Source organism: Boseongicola sp., assembly GCA_014075275.1.
In the GTDB taxonomy this organism is placed as follows: Bacteria; Pseudomonadota; Alphaproteobacteria; order Rhodobacterales; family Rhodobacteraceae.
This window is the reverse complement of the sequence record CP046179.1, coordinates 1867618-1883854: the sequence shown is the minus strand read 5'-3', so window position 1 is coordinate 1883854 and position 16237 is coordinate 1867618. Positions and strand designations below refer to the sequence as shown.

At 57.5% G+C, this 16237-nt stretch carries 14 protein-coding genes and 1 pseudogene; 5 read left to right on the top strand and 10 right to left on the bottom strand.

Going from position 1 to position 16237, the window contains the following annotated elements; genetic code table 11:
* Positions 1-6: 6 nt before the first annotated feature.
* Positions 7-486 carry a hypothetical protein gene (locus GKR98_09540; GenBank protein QMU58415.1) on the bottom strand — a complete coding sequence of 160 codons (480 nt, stop codon included), beginning with the start codon at positions 484-486 and terminating at the stop codon, positions 7-9.
* A 145-nt stretch (positions 487-631) separates the two neighbouring features.
* Here GKR98_09540 and GKR98_09535 point away from each other — a divergent pair, with 145 nt between their 5' ends.
* Positions 632-3133 carry an FAD-dependent oxidoreductase gene (locus GKR98_09535; GenBank protein QMU58414.1) on the top strand — a complete coding sequence of 834 codons (2502 nt, stop codon included), beginning with the start codon at positions 632-634 and terminating at the stop codon, positions 3131-3133.
* A gap of 80 nt (positions 3134-3213) precedes the next feature.
* Here the strand turns inward: GKR98_09535 and GKR98_09530 are convergent, their stop codons facing one another.
* Positions 3214-4347, bottom strand: coding sequence for an alkane 1-monooxygenase (locus GKR98_09530; GenBank protein ID QMU58413.1), 1134 nt, complete (start codon positions 4345-4347; stop codon positions 3214-3216).
* 60 nt (positions 4348-4407) lie between these two features.
* On the bottom strand, positions 4408-5469 hold the full coding sequence (gene mutY, locus GKR98_09525; GenBank protein QMU58412.1) for an A/G-specific adenine glycosylase: 1062 nt from the start codon (positions 5467-5469) through the stop codon (positions 4408-4410).
* 66 nt (positions 5470-5535) lie between these two features.
* Between mutY and GKR98_09520 the strand changes: the two genes are divergently transcribed.
* The 3 genes and pseudogenes from GKR98_09520 (at position 5536) to GKR98_09510 (ending at position 7850) form a co-directional block, all read left to right on the top strand.
* Positions 5536-6057: a DUF721 domain-containing protein gene (locus tag GKR98_09520; GenBank protein QMU58411.1), complete on the top strand. Its 522-nt coding sequence runs from the start codon at positions 5536-5538 to the stop codon at positions 6055-6057.
* 12 nt (positions 6058-6069) lie between these two features.
* Positions 6070-6711, top strand: a complete 642-nt coding sequence (locus GKR98_09515; GenBank protein ID QMU58410.1) for a thioredoxin domain-containing protein — start codon at positions 6070-6072, stop codon at positions 6709-6711.
* A pseudogene (locus GKR98_09510) lies at positions 6711-7850 on the top strand (CoA transferase). The gene GKR98_09515 and the pseudogene GKR98_09510 overlap by 1 nt, the downstream one beginning before the upstream one ends.
* On the opposite strand, the gene GKR98_09505 reads toward GKR98_09510, so the two are convergent.
* From GKR98_09505 to GKR98_09490, 4 genes are all read right to left on the bottom strand, one after another.
* Positions 7828-8817 carry a tetraacyldisaccharide 4'-kinase gene (locus GKR98_09505; GenBank protein ID QMU58409.1) on the bottom strand — a complete coding sequence of 330 codons (990 nt, stop codon included), beginning with the start codon at positions 8815-8817 and terminating at the stop codon, positions 7828-7830. The pseudogene GKR98_09510 and the gene GKR98_09505 overlap by 23 nt on opposite strands.
* The gene (locus GKR98_09500; GenBank protein QMU58408.1) at positions 8817-10085 is read right to left on the bottom strand and encodes a hypothetical protein; all 1269 of its coding nucleotides are present in this window, start codon (positions 10083-10085) and stop codon (positions 8817-8819) included. The genes GKR98_09505 and GKR98_09500 overlap by 1 nt, the downstream gene beginning before the upstream one ends.
* The gene (locus GKR98_09495; protein ID QMU58407.1) at positions 10082-10327 is read right to left on the bottom strand and encodes a DUF4170 domain-containing protein; all 246 of its coding nucleotides are present in this window, start codon (positions 10325-10327) and stop codon (positions 10082-10084) included. The genes GKR98_09500 and GKR98_09495 overlap by 4 nt, the downstream gene beginning before the upstream one ends.
* Positions 10328-10612: 285 nt before the next feature.
* On the bottom strand, positions 10613-11437 hold the full coding sequence (locus GKR98_09490) for a 2OG-Fe(II) oxygenase (GenBank protein QMU58406.1): 825 nt from the start codon (positions 11435-11437) through the stop codon (positions 10613-10615).
* A 100-nt stretch (positions 11438-11537) separates the two neighbouring features.
* On the opposite strand from GKR98_09490, the gene GKR98_09485 reads away from it, so the two are divergent.
* A complete protein-coding gene (locus tag GKR98_09485) occupies positions 11538-12461 on the top strand; it encodes a LysR family transcriptional regulator (protein ID QMU58405.1) in 924 nt (307 codons plus the stop codon).
* Here GKR98_09485 and GKR98_09480 read toward each other — a convergent pair.
* The 3 genes from GKR98_09480 to GKR98_09470 form a co-directional block, all read right to left on the bottom strand.
* Complete coding sequence (locus GKR98_09480) at positions 12445-13215, bottom strand: 3'(2'),5'-bisphosphate nucleotidase CysQ (GenBank protein QMU58404.1); 771 nt, start codon at positions 13213-13215, stop codon at positions 12445-12447. The two genes, GKR98_09485 and GKR98_09480, sit on opposite strands and share 17 nt — an antisense overlap.
* The gene (locus GKR98_09475) at positions 13202-14545 is read right to left on the bottom strand and encodes a TldD/PmbA family protein (GenBank protein ID QMU58403.1); all 1344 of its coding nucleotides are present in this window, start codon (positions 14543-14545) and stop codon (positions 13202-13204) included. The genes GKR98_09480 and GKR98_09475 overlap by 14 nt, the downstream gene beginning before the upstream one ends.
* Positions 14546-14668: 123 nt before the next feature.
* A complete protein-coding gene (locus GKR98_09470; GenBank protein QMU58402.1) occupies positions 14669-16228 on the bottom strand; it encodes a DUF2125 domain-containing protein in 1560 nt (519 codons plus the stop codon).
* Positions 16229-16237 lie beyond the last annotated feature (9 nt).

The window sequence follows — 16237 nt, the reverse complement described above, 5'->3', positions numbered from 1 at the left end:
TTCTGATCACGATGCGGGTGACAAAGCCGCCGGTGAGAAGAGGACGCCAAACTGCTCGCACCAAATAACCACAGACTGAACCGTCGAAATATCCGTGCCAGCCGGAACGGAATAGGCTTGGTCGCCTACATTTCCTTTTAGTTGCCCAAGTGCGATCCAAGCATTCCCTGAGACATCTGATGACTTCTCGGGGTCAGGATGGGCGGATAACCAAACTTCCAGATCGGGGCCATTTGTAACCTGGAATTCAGTCAGTTGAATTTCGTGACCACCGCCGGGCAATGCAACCAAGGTGGCCATTCCCGAACCCTTGTGTGCCCGGTCAGCGTCGCGAAAAGAGCCGGTTGAGACGACCTGCGCCTCGGTTAGATTTTCAGCCACGACCTCATCGAACAACAAGGGCGAAAATGCATACCAAAGGAACGCCCCCGCAGGCATGCCGAACATGCCGCCGACAACAAAAGCGATAATTAAGTTTCTCATCATTAACCCCCATGATTTGACCTTCACTCTAAGCGGCAAGTCGCATCTGGTCGAGGGCGTCGTATTTTGACGCAAATTGTCGGATGGACCTGACGTGGCGTGTGCAAGTAGGCTTATATCGCGCCAGGTTAGCGGGAGGAATCGGCTCATGAAAACGCATGTCAAAGCTTTGGTCGTCGGCGGCGGTGCTGTTGGAACATCAATCGCCTATCACCTGGCAAAGGCCGGTTGGGATGACGTCATGCTTTTGGAGCGCGACGAGCTGACCTCGGGGTCAACCTGGCATGCGGCGGGCTTGCTGCCCTTGTTCAACATGTCTTATGCGACGACCCACATCCACAAGTATTCGGTAGATTTCTACAAGCAGCTTGAAGCGGAAACTGGCCTGAATGCCGGGTTCTCGGTAGTTGGCAACCTGCGTATGGCGCAGACCAAAGACCGCATGGACGAATTCATGCTGTATGCCTCGACCGCCGAAACCTGCGACGTGCCGTATGAGTGGCTGACTGCCAAGGATATTTCGGATCGCTGGCCGCTGATCCGCACCGATGACCTTCAGGGCGCGCTGTATCACCCGACCGATGGCTATATTAACCCCGCCGACGTCACCATGGCGATGGCCAAAGGCGCCCGCCAACGCGGAGTGATGATTGAGCGCAAGTGGCAGGTTGACGGCTACAAGTGGACCGGCACCCATTGGGACGTGACCTGCACTAAAATGGGCGAGAAGGGCGGCAATCTGGTTGCCACCGACGAGCAGATTGTCATTCACGCCGAGCACGTCGTGACCGCCACGGGCAACCATGCTCAACGCACTGCCGGATTGTTGGGCATTAAGATCCCAGCGATTCCAGTAGAACACACGTTTATCGTGATGGACACAGACCCGGCACTGGTGGAATGGCGCAAGACCAACCCAGAACACCCTGTGATCCGCGACGCCGATGCACAGTCCTATGCCCGCGAAGAACGCGGTGGCTGGATTTTGGGCGTTTACGAGGAAGGCGCGCCTGCGCGGTTCGAACATGGGGTGCCGGATAGCTTCCGCGCCGATCTGTTCCAACTGGATCTGGACCGGATTGCGGGCCAGTACGAGGCGATGACCGAACGGGTTCCAAGCTGTATCGAATGCGGCCTGAAGGACGATTTCAACGGCCCGATTTGTTATACGCCGGACGGAAACCCGCTTGTTGGCCCCGCCCCGGGTCTGCGCAACATGTGGTTGGCCGAGGGTTTTTCCTTCGGGATCACGGCTGCGGGTGGAACGGGTGAATATCTGGCGCAGATGATGGTCGAAGGCGAAGCCGAAATCGACATGGCCAGCCTTGATCCCAAGCGCTACGGCAGTTGGATGACCACGGAATATGCCTCGCGCAAGAACGAGGAATGCTATTCCCACGTCTATGTTGTTCATCACCTCGATGAAGAGCGTGGCGTTGCCCGCCCCTTGCGGACTGCCCCGGCCTATGACCGGCAAAAAGCAGCGGGCGCACAGTTTGGTCAGGTGAATGGATGGGAACGTCCCAACTACTACGGACCTTTGGACGCTACTGACAGCTTTGATCATGATTCGCGGTCTTTCCGCCGCGGTGCTTGGTGGGAGCACGCCAAAGAAGAAGCCGAAGCTATCCGTAACGGCGTTGGCCTGATTGATGCGACCGCCTTTACCAAACATCTGGTAAGAGGGCCCGGAGCGACGGCGTTCCTGGATCACTTCACCTGTAACCGTCTGCCCAAGGTTGGCCGTATCAATCTGACATACGCCCTAACCGGGCACGGCACGACGCGCACGGAATACACCATCGTGCGCTTGGCCGACCACGAATACTATTGTGTGTCCGCTGGTGCCTGGACGGCCTATGATGCCGACTTCCTGATAAAGTCAGCCGAAGATTTCATGGCTGACGGCGGCGGTTGGGTGGATATCCACGATGTCACCACCCAGTGGGGTGTGCTGGCGATCGCCGGACCGAAATCCCGTGATGTGTTGAAAGAGATCGTGGTCGATGCGGACCCTGAAACCACTCTTAGCAACAAACGCTTTCCCTGGTTGTCATGCCGCGACATCGAGTTGGGTATGTGCCCGGTCCGCGCGATCCGCGTGGCCTATACCGGTGAACTGGGCTGGGAACTGCACCACCCGATCGAAATGCAGGCCTATCTTTGGGATCAACTGACGGCTGCGGGCGAAAAGCACGACATGAAACTGGTCGGTGCGCGGGCGCAAAACTGGCTACGTCAGGAAAAAAGCTATCGCGCGTTTGGCACCGAACTTGGTCGCGACGCAACGCCGCTTGAGGCCGGATTGCCGCGCTTTGTCGACCTCGACAAAGATTTCTACGGCAAGGACAAACTGGTCGAGACTGGAACTCGCTTTATGTGTGTTACGGTCCTGATCGATGGTCCAGCCGATGCTGATCCCTGGGGCCGCGAAGCACTTTACAGCGGCGACAATCGCGTCGGGCGCCTGACTTCGGGGGGCTATTCGGTTGCCTTCGGAAAATCCATCGGCATGGGCTATGTCCCGGTTGATCTGGCAACGCCGGGCACCAAGCTGAAAGTGCGGGTGCAGACCAAACTCTGGGACGCGGTTGTGACCGAAGACAGCCCCTATGACTCAAAGAACGAGACCATCCGCAAAGACGGTTAATCCTTCTTTCTGGTTGAAATACTCCGGGAGTGCGGGGGCTACGCCCCCGCCTACAGCGACGCGTAAAGCGCGGCGCAATCTCACTTCGGCATTGGATTTGATGCGCTGTTGTAGGCGCGCCAATCTTTGATCTCGGGATAAAACGTCCTGCGCCATTCCCGCACTCGTGGGTTCATGCGTCGCAGCCACAACGGCGGGATGAGCGCCATTGTGGTCATGATCGCATACCCTTGAGGCAAAAACGGCGCCTCATCTTCCAAAGGGTTTTGCAGCAACGGAAAGGGTCGGTCCGGACGGGCATGATGATCCGAGTGACGGGTGACATTGATTAACAAGGCACTTGTCGCCGCATGCCCTGAGTTCCAGCTATGATGCGCCTTTGCCGGTTCGTATTTGCCGTCGCCCAGATGTTTGCGGGTCAACCCATAGTGCTCGATGTAGTTGACAAGTTCTAACTGGAAAACTGCGAAACCGGCAGCGATGGCAAACAGCAGAACACCTGACCAGCCACCAATCATTGCCGCCAAAGCGATGAATGCTACGTCCAGACCGATGTAGCGCCAGAACGAATTTGAACGGTGCCACATCGGACGTTTTCTGCGCACCAACATGGCTTTCTCGGCATTCCATGACGACACCAAACTTTGCCACAGCACGCGCGGAAAGAACCGCCAGAAGTGCTCGTTATAGCGCGCGGTTGCCGGATCGCGTGGGGTTCCGACATAACTGTGATGCACCAGCAAATGCTCAGATCTGTAATGACCGTAAAGCGCCATGGCCATCAGGGCATCACCCAGAAATCTTTCCCAACGTGAGGATTTGTGCATCAATTCATGAGCATAGACGATTCCGATTGTGCCATTCACAATGCCGACGCCTAGAAATAATGCGATTTTTTCAACCGAGCCGAGGTGATCTGTTGTCGTTGCAAATGCCAACAGGGCAAAGGTGTTCACGATCTGGACGGGCGGCCAGGCCCAGGTCACTGCGCGATGCCAGAAAAGAGCGTCGTTCGGTGTTTCGATGTCTGGGTTTCTGGGGTCTGTGCCGAAAACGTAATCCATAACCGAAAATGCAACCCAAGCGTACATTGGGATCAGGCCCAGCCCGATCCCGCCAACTGTCGCAGCAACCCAGGTGACCGGAACGATCGTCAGTGAAGCCCAGAATGGCAGCGCGTCAGGCACGCGATTAGGATAGGATTTGCTGGTCATCAAAGGTCGGGTCGCGCGAATGGGTTGATTGTAGCCAGTATAACCGCCCCTGATCGCGGCTCAATCCGCATGAGACACGGTTGACGCTATGTCGAATGCTTTGCGCATCACGGTCGGCAAGTCAGTCGGGCGAAAGTTCTTTTGATCGATGAAGCTCCCAGTCTCAGAAACGGCATCCAAGGGCAAATCTGCCTTGAATACCTTCAGCCTCAGGTGAAAATGTGTGAACGTGTGAAGCACTTCGCCGCCTGTGTCTTGCCAATTTGCCTCGCAGGGCGGGGCGGTCGCAGGCAAGTTTTCAGTCCATTCTGACCCTGGCCAACCGAGCATACCGCCTAACAATCCCCTCGGCGGCCTGGTTTCCAGCAGCCAAGCACCGTCGCCGCGTCGGCCCAGATACACCGTGCCGTGTCTTGTCGGTTTGGCTTTTTTGGGCACCTTTCGCGGCAACTCGGCGGCGGTCCCGGCCGTGCGGGCGGAACAGGCACCCTTCAGCGGGCAAATCCCGCAGGCCGGGTTTCGAGGCGTGCAGATGGTTGCGCCTAGATCCATAACGGCTTGTGCATAGTCGCCTGGCCTTGTGGACGGTGTGAGTTCGCCTGCAAGGGCCGTCAATTCCGGCTTGGCTGTCGGCAGTGGTGTATCCACCGAATAGAGCCGTGCCATGACGCGCTCGACATTGCCATCGACAACTGTCGCAGCCTCGTCAAAGGCAATCGCGGCGATGGCGGACGCAGTATAGGGTCCGATACCGGGCAGGGTAAGAAGCTCGGCTTTGGTGTTCGGAAATTCGCCGTTGTGTTTTGCCGTGATCGTGCGCGCGCATTTCAGCAGATTGCGCGCCCGGGCATAGTATCCAAGACCGGCCCATTCACCCATGACGTCTGCATCGTCGGCCGATGCCAGATCCGCGACAGTGGGCCAAAGCTGGGTGAACCGCAGATAATACTTGGTGACGGCGGCAACTGTGGTTTGCTGCAACATGACTTCACTCAGCCAGACGCGATAAGGGTCCGGACGGATGCCGTTGGCCCGCTGAGCCGGACCGACACGCCAGGGCATTTCGCGGGCGTGAATGTCATACCAGGCCAGAAGATCGGCAGAGCTTGGCCGGTCACGCAATGTTTATTCCCCCGTGTTCGCCTTTAGAGTGGCACAATCAGCATTCCAGACTAAAATGAACGCACAATGGCTGATGGTAAGCAAAAGCGCGATATACGCAAGAAACGTGGGTTTCAACGGGCATCCAGCCTGTTGGGAGACCGTATTCGCAGTGCTTCAGAGACACGGGGATTCGCTGTGTCACGGCTTTTAACCCATTGGGATGACATTGTCGGGCCTGATCTGGCTGGACAGGCGCGTCCCGTGGAAGTTAATTATGGGCGCGGATTTGGCGCGACACTGACTCTTTTGACCAGTGGTGCAGTTGCGCCCATGGTGGAAATGCAGAAAGAAAATATCCGGGAGCGGGTGAACGCTTGTTACGGGTATGCGGCCATTCAGCGGATCAGGCTGACACAGACATCTGCTGCCGGTTTCGCCGAGCCTTCTGCCTCATTCACGCCGCAAAAAAAATCTACGTCCAGTGACGTAACTGAAGAGTTGAAAAATTTGGCAGAGCAAACAGCAGCTCCGATACATGACGAGGGATTAAGAACAGCCCTTGAAAACCTGGGCGGAAACGTCTTAACCCACTCTCGTAAAACATAAGGTTTGACGATTATGACCCGACCAATAACGGCTCTGGCCGGAATTTTCTTCGCAATGGTGACGGCACTTTTTCTGTCGACGCAGTTTGCAATGGCTCAAGATGCGTCTGATATCGATACGTCCGACATCCCTGAAATGTCCATCGGAAACCCGGATGCGGCAGTAACTATTGTCGAATACGCCTCGTTCACCTGTCCGCATTGCGCGTCTTTCCATGCCGGTGCGTATAAGCAGTTGAAAGAAGACTTCATTGACACAGGTAAAATCAATTTCGTTTATCGCGAAGTCTATTTTGATCGGTTCGGTCTTTGGGCCGCCATCGTCGCACGCTGTGGTGATGGTGCCGAGAATCGGTACTTCGGCATCGCCGATATGCTCTATGCCGAACAACGGGACTGGGCACGGCAAAATGAACCATCTGAGATTGTTCTACGGCTTCGCCGTATCGGAAAAACTGCCGGGCTTTCTGATGCGCAGTTGGATTCCTGTTTCTCGGATGGCGATAATGCTCAAAAGCTCTACGCACGTTATCTGCAGCAGGCCGAGGCTGACGGTGTGAGATCGACACCCACCTTTATCATCAACGGTGTGCAGCATTCCAACATGCCCTATGACGAGATGAAGGCCATCATCGAGGAAGGTCTGGGCAGCTAATGGCGACGCCTCTGGCGGGCCTAAAAGTTGTTGAGTTAGCACGTATTTTGGCCGGCCCTTGGGCCGGTCAAACACTTTCAGACCTCGGTGCGGAAGTCATCAAAGTCGAAAGTCCAGAGGGCGATGACACTCGCCGTTGGGGGCCGCCATTTATAGAGCGCGACGGAGATCGCTCGGCGGCGTATTTTCATGCTTGTAATCGCGGCAAGCAATCGGTGGTAGCGGATTTCAGAACTGAGAAGGGCAAGGCTCTGGTGCGTCAGCTTGTGGCCGACGCCGATGTGCTGATTGAGAATTTCAAACTTGGCGGGTTGGAGAAATACGGGTTGGACTATGGCAACTTGTCCAAGCTCAACCCCCGCCTGGTTTATTGTTCCATCACCGGCTTCGGTCAAACCGGGCCTTATGCGCATCGCGCAGGGTATGACTATATAATTCAAGGAATGTCCGGGCTGATGTCCGTGACAGGCGAGCCGGACGGTTAGCCGATGAAGACCGGCGTCGCCATTACAGACATCTTCACCGGACTTTACTCAGTCATCGCAATTCAGGCGGCTTTGGCGCATCGCGAACAGACCGGGCGTGGACAGCACATCGACATGGCTTTGCTGGACTCAGCGGTATCAGTCACGGCCAATCAGGCGCTGAATTACCTTGCCACCGGCGCATCTCCTGGTCGTCTGGGCAATGCGCATCCTAACCTAGTGCCCTACCAAGTGTTTGAATGCCGTGACGGCTGGATCATCATCGCCACTGGAAATGACGGGCAATTTCAACGGCTTTGCGCTGTGCTAAGCCTTTCGGTGTTGGCCGAGACGCCGTCTTTTGTGACCAATGCCGACCGGGTTGAAAATAGAAGCGTGCTAACCGGTCTGTTGTCAGCAAAAACCATTGAATGGGCGAAAGCCGATTTGCTGGCGGCCTGCGAGGCACAAGGAATTCCAGCCGGGCCGATCAATGAGATGGCGGATGTTTTCGCTGACTCCCAGGTTCAGGCCCGTCAGATGAAAATCGGGGAGGACGGGGTTCCGGGCGTGCGCGCGCCATTCGTTTTCTCGGACGCAGAACTGTCTGAACCGAAGGCAGCGCCAAAACTGGATGCCGATGGCGAAAAGATCAGGTCAGGTCTAGGCGATTGAGTTGGATATCCAACTCGGACCGTTGAGTGAATTTTAGACGAACCGGCAGCGCAAGGACATTGCGGCGATAGCCCGTGGGTAGACGAACTGCATCCTTTTCGGTCGTAACCAGCTGCGCAGACAAAGCGGTTGCGTCGGCTTGCAGCCGATTGAGTAACGTGTCGGACAATGGCTGGTGGTCGTCTAATGGAACCGATTTCACAATGTTTGCCCCAAGCGAGCGAAGTGTTTGAAAGAACTTTTCTGGCTGTCCAATCCCGGCGAATGCCAGAACTCGCTGACCTTGCCAGTCCATGCCAGTTTGAAGCGGCTTGGTTTCGGCGCGCACCCTTGGGACCGTAATTTGATGTCCCCATAGTTGATCGAATTTTTCTTGCTCTTCCAAATTGCCGATAGATAGCAGCAGGTCGGCGCGCGAAAGCCCTGCGTGGATTGTTTCACGTAAGGGTCCAGCCGGAATAACCTTGCCGTTGCCAAACCCACGCGCGGCGTCAACGACGACAAGATTTAGCGACTTGGCCACGTCTGGATTCTGAAACCCATCGTCCAAAAGGATAACCTCGGCACCGGCATTTTGTGCGGCACGGACGCCTGCAGCGCGGTCCTTGGATACGCATGTCGTTGAAAAGGCGGCCAAAAGAAGGGGTTCGTCGCCCACTTCATCTGCCGTGTGGTTCTTTTCATTCACGTGTAGAGGGCCAACCTCACTGCCGCCATATCCGCGTGTGACGACATGAACATTTCGATTGGACAAAAGTTCGATTAGAGCAATCACAGTGGGCGTTTTGCCGGTGCCGCCTATGTTCAGGTTACCGATGCAAATGACAGGAACGTCAGGCTTGATTGCGGGTGCCCGCTGAACGCGGTACGCTGTTGCGGATGCGTAAATAAAAGCCAACGGTGACAGAATCGCGGCGATAAACCCTGGCCGATCAGGTTTATTTTGCCAGAAATCGGGAGGTCGCATCAACTGGCACCGAGCTCGTCGAGCGAGATGTCAATCAGCTCGGCAAGTTGCTCGACGACATGGGCGCTTTCTGACGTTACGGCCCAACCGGCGTGTGCCAACATCGCGGCTTTGTCGGGGGACAAGAGTTGAAAAACAGCATCGCCGAGTTCGTCAGGAAAAGCGATTTCCGATGTTGCATCGGCCTCGATAAGTCTTTGATAACGCTCAAATGAAGGGAGATACTCTGGGCCGTGTATAAGCGCAGATCCCAGTGCAGCTGGGTCAAAGGGATCTGTGGGCTCGGCAACCGAGTCCAAAGTTCCACCCAGAAAGGCGACGGGTGCAAGCCGATACCAAAGACCCATCTCGTCGGGGTCGTCGGCTACGAAGACCTGTACGGCTTCGTCTGGCATTTCCCCCCGTGATCGAAGCGCTGTGCGCCACCCCTTTTCGTCAAGTTTTGCGGTGATGGAGGGGCCATCGGTGGGATTTCGGGGCACGATGATAAGAAGCAGTCGGTGGGCGCCTCGGATGGTGCGGCGCTGGGCTTTTTCTACCGCATCAAATTCGGAGTTGGTGATCTGTGCTGCCAGCCAAACAGGGCGACCGCCGTGCAATTGGCTGTAGTGTTCCAATGCGTCGCTGTCACAGGCAAGTGCAAGGACCGTGTCGCTGAGCGGACCCGATACAATGACCTTTTCGCTGGGAACATCGAGGAACTGAAATGCCTGTGCTTCTGCTGCTGATGGTACCAGAAAGGCTTGAAAATGCTGCATAATCGCGACCGACGTTTGGGGCAGCTTGCCGCCTGGTGCCATCTGACCGCGCTCGGGGGCAGCCAGGAATAGTGGGATGTTTCGAGCGTCGGTTGCAGTGACAAGATTGGGACGGTTAGGGGTGCCGAGGATGACAGCTGCGTCGGGGTGCCAGTGATCAAGGAAGCGGCTGACTGACCCGGCTGTTTCGCTTGGGGCCAATTGGTGGATTGCCATGGACGCGAATGTCGGGGGCGAAGTTGAAATTTCTGTTGAAGTTACAAGACCATAGACAGGTTCACCGCGCAATCGGGACAGTTCTTGAGAAAGTGCCGCAATGGCCCCTGAATCGGCGGCGCTTTCGGAGTGAAACCAGATCAGGCAGCCATCCGGTCGCGGTGTTTCCGTTTGCCCAAGTCGCTGATTTGGATCGATATTTTCGCCCGCCGGATCGCGCGCAAGGGCGATATCCCGCAGGCGATTGGCGGCCGAAACAAGCCGCGAGACCAGCCTGGGGCGGGACTCGGTCAGGTGCCCAGCTCCTCGGTTGCTGAGGCCGGGGCGTTTTCATCGCGGAGGCGATGTAAATGCGCGATGAAATAGCGCATGTGAGCGTTGTCGACGGTGCGCTGTGCTTCGGACTTCCAGGCGTTGTAAGCCGTTGCATAGTCTGGGAAAATTCCGACGATATGGATGTCTTCGACATCGCGGAAGACGTTCTGGGAGGGGTCGGTCAACTCGCCTCCGAATACCAGGTGCAGACGTTGTGTCATGGGGGCCTCTTGTTGATTTTCCGCCAAGCTAAAGGGTCATGGGCTGGGGTCAAGGCGTGGTGAGTGAGCCGGTCGGTATCGCGTCGGTATCGCGTCGGTATTACGTCGGTGGACCCGAACGGCGGGTTTTGGCTTTGTTAATGATTGGAGAACGGATTTCGACACGAAATCCGGGACGCGGGCCTGGCCCGCGTGCGCGTCGCGCGAAAGTATTTTTGGACAGAAGAAGTTTGATGCGACAACTTTGAAACGCGGTGCTGGCAGGTGGTGGAAGCATGGCAGTCATCAATGCCGCAAGGTGCGGGATGATTTCACCGAACTAGGGGCCGTCCGCCCGTAGAATCCCATTTGTTCTTTTGGGGTGAAGACCACGCCGGGGCGTTCGTAGAATGTGAAGATCGTGACCAGGCGTTCGTTTGGACCTTTGACCGGGACGACGCGGTGGATGGTGTTCACGCCGCGAAAGACGTTCAGGGTTCCGGGGGCCAGTTTGATGCGCGCGACTTCGGGGTCTTCGCCGTGCAGAACTGCTGCGACGCCGTCATAGTTTGGATCCTCGGGCGTGCGCAGGTTGGAGCGGTACTCAAGTTCGCCGCCTTCGTCGGCGGCTTGAAGCAGCATGGTTGTGGTGAACTCGGACCGGTCGAAGTGCCAGTTGAGCCCTTCGCCGTCATAGGTGGCCTGGATATTCACGCGGCTAAGGGGATCATCCATTGGATAGAGTTTTGGTTTACCCATCGTTGCAGCCAGGAACGTGGCGAAGGGTTCCCATTCGTAAAGCGTGATGACCGGGTTGTCTTCGAACTGGTCGGCGCAGAGCGTGTGGTTGACGGTCTCTACCTTCTGGAGCGCGGGGTGGTCGGCGGGCAGGCCGTCGACGGTATCCTTGAAGTAGACGTTGTGGGTGCGGGCGTGGCGGAAGGCGCTGGTGGCCATGGCAGGTTTTACGGCTTCGGCGGCGGCTTTGACGGTGTGATCATGGAAGAAGCCGGACAGGTCGAACATGCCGTTTGCATCGAGCTGCTTTTTGCAGCGCTGAACGAGGGTGGTGTATTTTTCGCTGTTCGGCTGGTGCAGCGGGTAGCGGTCAAGATCGATCAGGTCTTCCATTTTAGGCAGTCTCCGTCTGGGTGGGGGCAGTTTGGGTCGTTTTGCTTTTGTTGCAACTATAAAAATTGTAGGCTTTCATAAGAATAATTGGGGGTAAGGAATGCGCGATCTTCCATCACTGACCGGATTGCGGGCGTTTGAGGCAGCGGCGCAGTGTGGAAGCTTTGTGCAGGCGGGCGAGGAGCTTGGGGTTAGCTCGGCTGCGGTCAGTCTTCAGGTGCGGCATCTGGAGGAGCATCTGGGAAAGAAGTTGTTTCAGCGGCAGGGCAATCGGATCCATTTGACGGATGCGGGGTCAGAGTTGTTTCCGAGGTTGGCGGGTGCCTTTGACGAGATGGCGGAGGCTGTTCAGGGGTTGCGGCAAAACCGAAGCCCGCGACAGCTGGTTGTCAGTGTGATCCCTTCCTTGGCAAATTGCTGGCTGATGCCACGGGTGGCCGGGTTCAGCGATGCGGCGGGGGCGGTTCTGGATATCCGTGTGCAGGAGGACCCCATCGACTTTGTGCGCGATGGGGTGGACGTTCGGCTGACGTATCAATCGACTTACTATTCGGCGATGCAAGAGCGGGAGTTGTTCAAGGATGTGGCGGTTCCCGTTTGCTCTCCGGCGTTCTGGCAGGAGTTTGGGGATGCCGACGGGTTGTTGGTGAATATTCCGGCTAGAAAGCTGATCGAGACCAATTGGGGAGCGTCTTATAGCAGCGGCCCAAGTTGGCGGGATTGGTTTCGTGAAGCGGGGCGGGCGGTCGACGGTTTGGGGGCTTCGAGTGTGGTTGTCAGTGATTTGTCGGTGGCGATCACGGCGGCGCTGCATGGGGCAGGTGTAGCTTTGGTGCCGAGGAGCTTTGTCGAAGGGCATATCGGAAGTGGGGCGCTTGTCCGGCCTTCGAGCGTATCGATTGCGATGGCGAAGCCGTATGTTTGTGTGTTTCCGAAGGTGAGGGCGGAGTATTCGGTTTTGAGGGCTTTTTTTGAAGGCTTTGTCCGACGTCGATTGAGATCTGGGCCTAGGCGAGGCGTTTGATCAGGGATCGATGGGTCTGGTGCCCTGCTGCGACGACGCCTGCGGTTTGGCGCGCGGGGCTGTTGAAGGTCATCGGTGCGCCGCGTCGGTCCGTGGCTTTGGCTCCGGCCTCGGAAACGATGAGGGCACCGGCGGCGATGTCCCATTCCCACGAAGGTCTGAGGGTCAGCATTCCGTCGTAGCGGCCTTCGCCGACAAGCGCGAGGCGGTAAGCGATAGAGGGGCGAAAGTGCCGGTCGAACGTTGGGACCGCGCCGGACCAGAAGCGATCTTGCAGCGTGACGCGGGGGGTCAGAAGGGTTGTGCCGGGACTGAGTGCGGTTTCGGTGGCGCGAATGGGAGTGCCGTTCAGAGTGGCACCTTCGCCCAGGCCGGCGAGATACATTTTCTCGAGGACGGGCAGGTAAACGGCGGCGGCGGTGATCTGGCCGTTGCGGGCAATGGCCAGCGAGTGGGACCAGGTCTTTTCGCCAGCGACGAAGGCCCGGGTGCCGTCGATGGGGTCGACGATGAAGACGCTTTCGGCGGATAGGCGGGCGGGATCATCCTCGGTCTCTTCGCTGACCCAGCCGTAATCGGGGCGCGCGGTCAGAAGGCGGGATTTCAGGTGGGTGTCGACGGCGAAGTCGGCCTCGGATACCGGGTCATCGCCGCCTTTGTCCCAGACCTGCGGGTCATCGCGCCAGAAACGGCAGGCAATCTCGCCGCTTTCGCGGGCGGCTGCTTCGAGAAGGGCGAGATCACTCGCCGGCAATGGTCAGGCTTTCCACCAGAAGCGATGGCACAACGCGGCTGAGGTGTTGGCGGGCGTCTTTGGCGGGGATGATCGAGGCCAGCATCTGGTGGAGGTTGCCCGCGATGGTGCATTCGTTGACCGGGTACGTGATCTCGCCGTTTTCGACCCAGAATCCGCTGGCACCACGGGAGTAGTCGCCGGTCGTGGGGTTGATGGAACTTCCGATCAGGGATGTGACCAGAAGGCCGGTGCCCATGTCGCGGATAAGGTCATCGCGGGATTGGGTGCCTTGAGTGAGGGCGATGTTTGACAGGCTGGGCGAGGGTGGCCCGCCGGTGCCACGGGCGGCGCTGGCGGTGCTGGTGAGGCCAAGTTTGCGGGCAGTGGCGAGATCGAGGGTCCAGCCTTGCAGGATGCCATTTGCGACGATGTCGCGGGGTTTGGTGGCGAGGCCTTCGGCGTCGAAAGGGCGCGAGGCACTGGTGCGGGCGCGATGCGGGTTTTCGGTGATAGAGAGGTGGGCGGGCAGGACCTGTTCGCCCATCTTGTCGCGCAGCCAGCTTGAGCCGCGGGCGATGGCAGCGCCGTTGACCGCTTGCAGCAGGTGGCCGATCAGGCCGGAGGCCACCCGTTCGTCATAGAGGACGGGGAAACTGCCGGTGGGGGGTTTGCGTGCTCCGGCGCGGGCCAAGGTGCGAGTGGCTGCGATATTGCCTATGGTTTCTGGATCATCGAGATCGCCGCGGTAGATGCGACCGTCGCCGTAGTAGTCACGCTCCATGTCTGTGCCGGTGCCGGTAAAGGCAACGCAGGAGGTCCAGTGCGAGCTGCGGTTGTAGCCGCCGGAAAAACCGTTGGTGGCGGCGAGGTGGATGGCGGAATGGGAAAAGCCTGCCGAGACGCTGTCGGCCTGGGTGATGCCTTCGTGGGCAAGGGCCGCGGCTTCGGCGCGAGTGGCGAGGTCTTGCAGGTGCGCAGGGTCAGGCTCTGGCGCGTCTTCAGCCAGATCAAGCGCTGCGACATCCCAATCGGCGGCCAGTTGATCTGGGTCTGCGAGGCCAATGTGCGGGTCTTCGGGTGCAAGTTTGGCCATGGCAACGGCGCGTTCCGCGACGGTGCGGATGGTATCGGGATTGATGTCAGAAGCGGACACGCAGGACTGACGTTTGCCGACCATGACGCGCAGTCCGATGTCGATGCCTTCCGAGCGTTCGGCGTGTTCCAGTTTGCCGCCGAGGACGTCGATGGACAGTGCGGTGCCATTGGTCGCCAGCGCGTCAGCGGCATCTGCCCCTTCGGCTTTGGCGGCAGTCAGAAGGGCGTCTGTAAGCTGGGCGAGGTCGGTCATGGGGTCTCCGGCAGGGGTGGTGTCATGGAGGTAGTCCGCTGGGGCCGGACCTGCAAGGCCGCGACGCGAAAAGGCGCGCCCGGATAGGGACGCGCCTTTGAGTGAGTTCGCCAGTGAAGCGGGTTATTTGATGCGCTGACCGTTGGCCAGGATCGAACCGTCTTCGTTGACTTCGATGGTCGAAACCAGCGTGTCTTCGCCATTGCCCGGACGGGCAAAGAGACCCAGCATCATGCGGGCTCCCATGGCTTGCTCTTCCGGCAGAAGACCCATCGAGACCAGTTTGTCCATGAGACCGTTTGCACCGACCAGCATCATATTTGCAGTGCCGGATGGCATCGGAATGCCCATGTCGTTGTTGAAGACAAAAGCGCCGTCGCCGGTCAAGTCAGCACCAGCGAAAGACAGGCGCACGGAGTTGATATTTAGTTCTTCCAGTGTACCTGGAGGACCCATTTCCATGTTTTCCATGGCCTCGGCGAATTCCGGATCGGTGACATCCTGAGTGACGATGGCCTTGCCGCTGAGGTCGATTTCGATTGTTGCTGGATCGCGCGGCAGAACGCCCGCAGGGTCAAACATACCCCAGAGCATGTCGTCGATGGCAAAATCGGTTAGGCGGAATTCCAGGCTAAAGTCCTGGGGGTCTTCGCCTGGCACGATCGGCAGTGAAAACTGCCCGCCGGTTTCTGCGATCTTCAGCGTCACGGGTGGGATTGGCATCATGTTCGACGCAACAAAGATTGTGACGTCTTGAGATGCACCGCCATAAGAAATGCCATTCTCGCCGAAGTTCAATTCAAGAGTGCCGGAAGCCGCCGAGGTGGCCATCTCAAAACCGCCATCAGGGCCATTGAAGCCAATTTCGTAGGTGGTTGGGCCGTACGACCCGGTACCATTCTGGCGATACCCGCTGCCGATCATCTCTGAAAGTCCCATGTCGAGCTCAATGTCGCCCATGGCACCAGTGGCCGATGAAACTAAATCAGACATTGAGAATGAGAAAGAGAACTCGCCCTCATCGCCTTCGGGATCAGCAAAACTGAAATCCATTCCGAACACGGCAATATCGGTATCGGTGCTATAGGATCGAACGTCGTCATCGGCCAATTCGACAAAGCCGGTCATTCCCATCAAGCTGAGATCCATGACCAAAGGAAAATCTTCGGGCATTTCCGGGGCGTCAATCGTGAAGTCACCCACCCGAAGTTCCGGATAATCATAGTTGTAGCGAACTTTAGATGTGTCGCCAGAGGCAATCATACTTGCGGCAGGCAGGAAGATTGTGAACCCAACTGTACCGCCACCATCATTATCTGGAATGGCGAAGGAAATGGGCATTTCGTCAGCCATCGCGACCGAAACTGTCCCGTCGCTGCGTTCAATGAATGCAATGTTGCCCAGGCTAACCGCGATATCGCCATCCGGTATTTCGAACGATGCCGTGATGCCAGTGATGCTGAGCGTGCCGTCAGATGCGGATTGGCCTTCGGTGGTAATCTCAAGGCCATTGCGTGCGAACAGGTCCTGCCAGTCGCTCCAGACATCATTGGCTGTCAAATCGGCCATAGCGGGACCAGCAACCAGCGCTAATGCTGAAGTTGCGGTCAACAATCGAAAATAAGTCATAAGGTGTATCCGGTACAAAATTGGGGGTGGCCACAACATTGGTTTGCAGCGCATGAAGGTCAA

Excerpts from the sequence above, each read along its gene's own strand:
- GKR98_09540 (QMU58415.1), bottom strand. The coding sequence starts at position 486 with ATGATGAGAAACTTAATTATCGCTTTTGTTGTCGGCGGCATGTTCGGC.
- GKR98_09490 (QMU58406.1), bottom strand. The coding sequence starts at position 11,437 with ATGGAAGACCTGATCGATCTTGACCGCTACCCGCTGCACCAGCCGAAC.
- GKR98_09470 (QMU58402.1), bottom strand. The coding sequence starts at position 16,228 with ATGCGCTGCAAACCAATGTTGTGGCCACCCCCAATTTTGTACCGGATA.
- GKR98_09485 (QMU58405.1), top strand. The coding sequence starts at position 11,538 with ATGCGCGATCTTCCATCACTGACCGGATTGCGGGCGTTTGAGGCAGCG.
- GKR98_09475 (QMU58403.1), bottom strand. The coding sequence starts at position 14,545 with ATGACCGACCTCGCCCAGCTTACAGACGCCCTTCTGACTGCCGCCAAA.
- GKR98_09520 (QMU58411.1), top strand. The coding sequence starts at position 5,536 with ATGGCTGATGGTAAGCAAAAGCGCGATATACGCAAGAAACGTGGGTTT.
- GKR98_09505 (QMU58409.1), bottom strand. The coding sequence starts at position 8,817 with ATGCGACCTCCCGATTTCTGGCAAAATAAACCTGATCGGCCAGGGTTT.
- GKR98_09530 (QMU58413.1), bottom strand. The coding sequence starts at position 4,347 with ATGACCAGCAAATCCTATCCTAATCGCGTGCCTGACGCGCTGCCATTC.
- GKR98_09495 (QMU58407.1), bottom strand. The coding sequence starts at position 10,327 with ATGACACAACGTCTGCACCTGGTATTCGGAGGCGAGTTGACCGACCCC.
- GKR98_09515 (QMU58410.1), top strand. The coding sequence starts at position 6,070 with ATGACCCGACCAATAACGGCTCTGGCCGGAATTTTCTTCGCAATGGTG.
- GKR98_09535 (QMU58414.1), top strand. The coding sequence starts at position 632 with ATGAAAACGCATGTCAAAGCTTTGGTCGTCGGCGGCGGTGCTGTTGGA.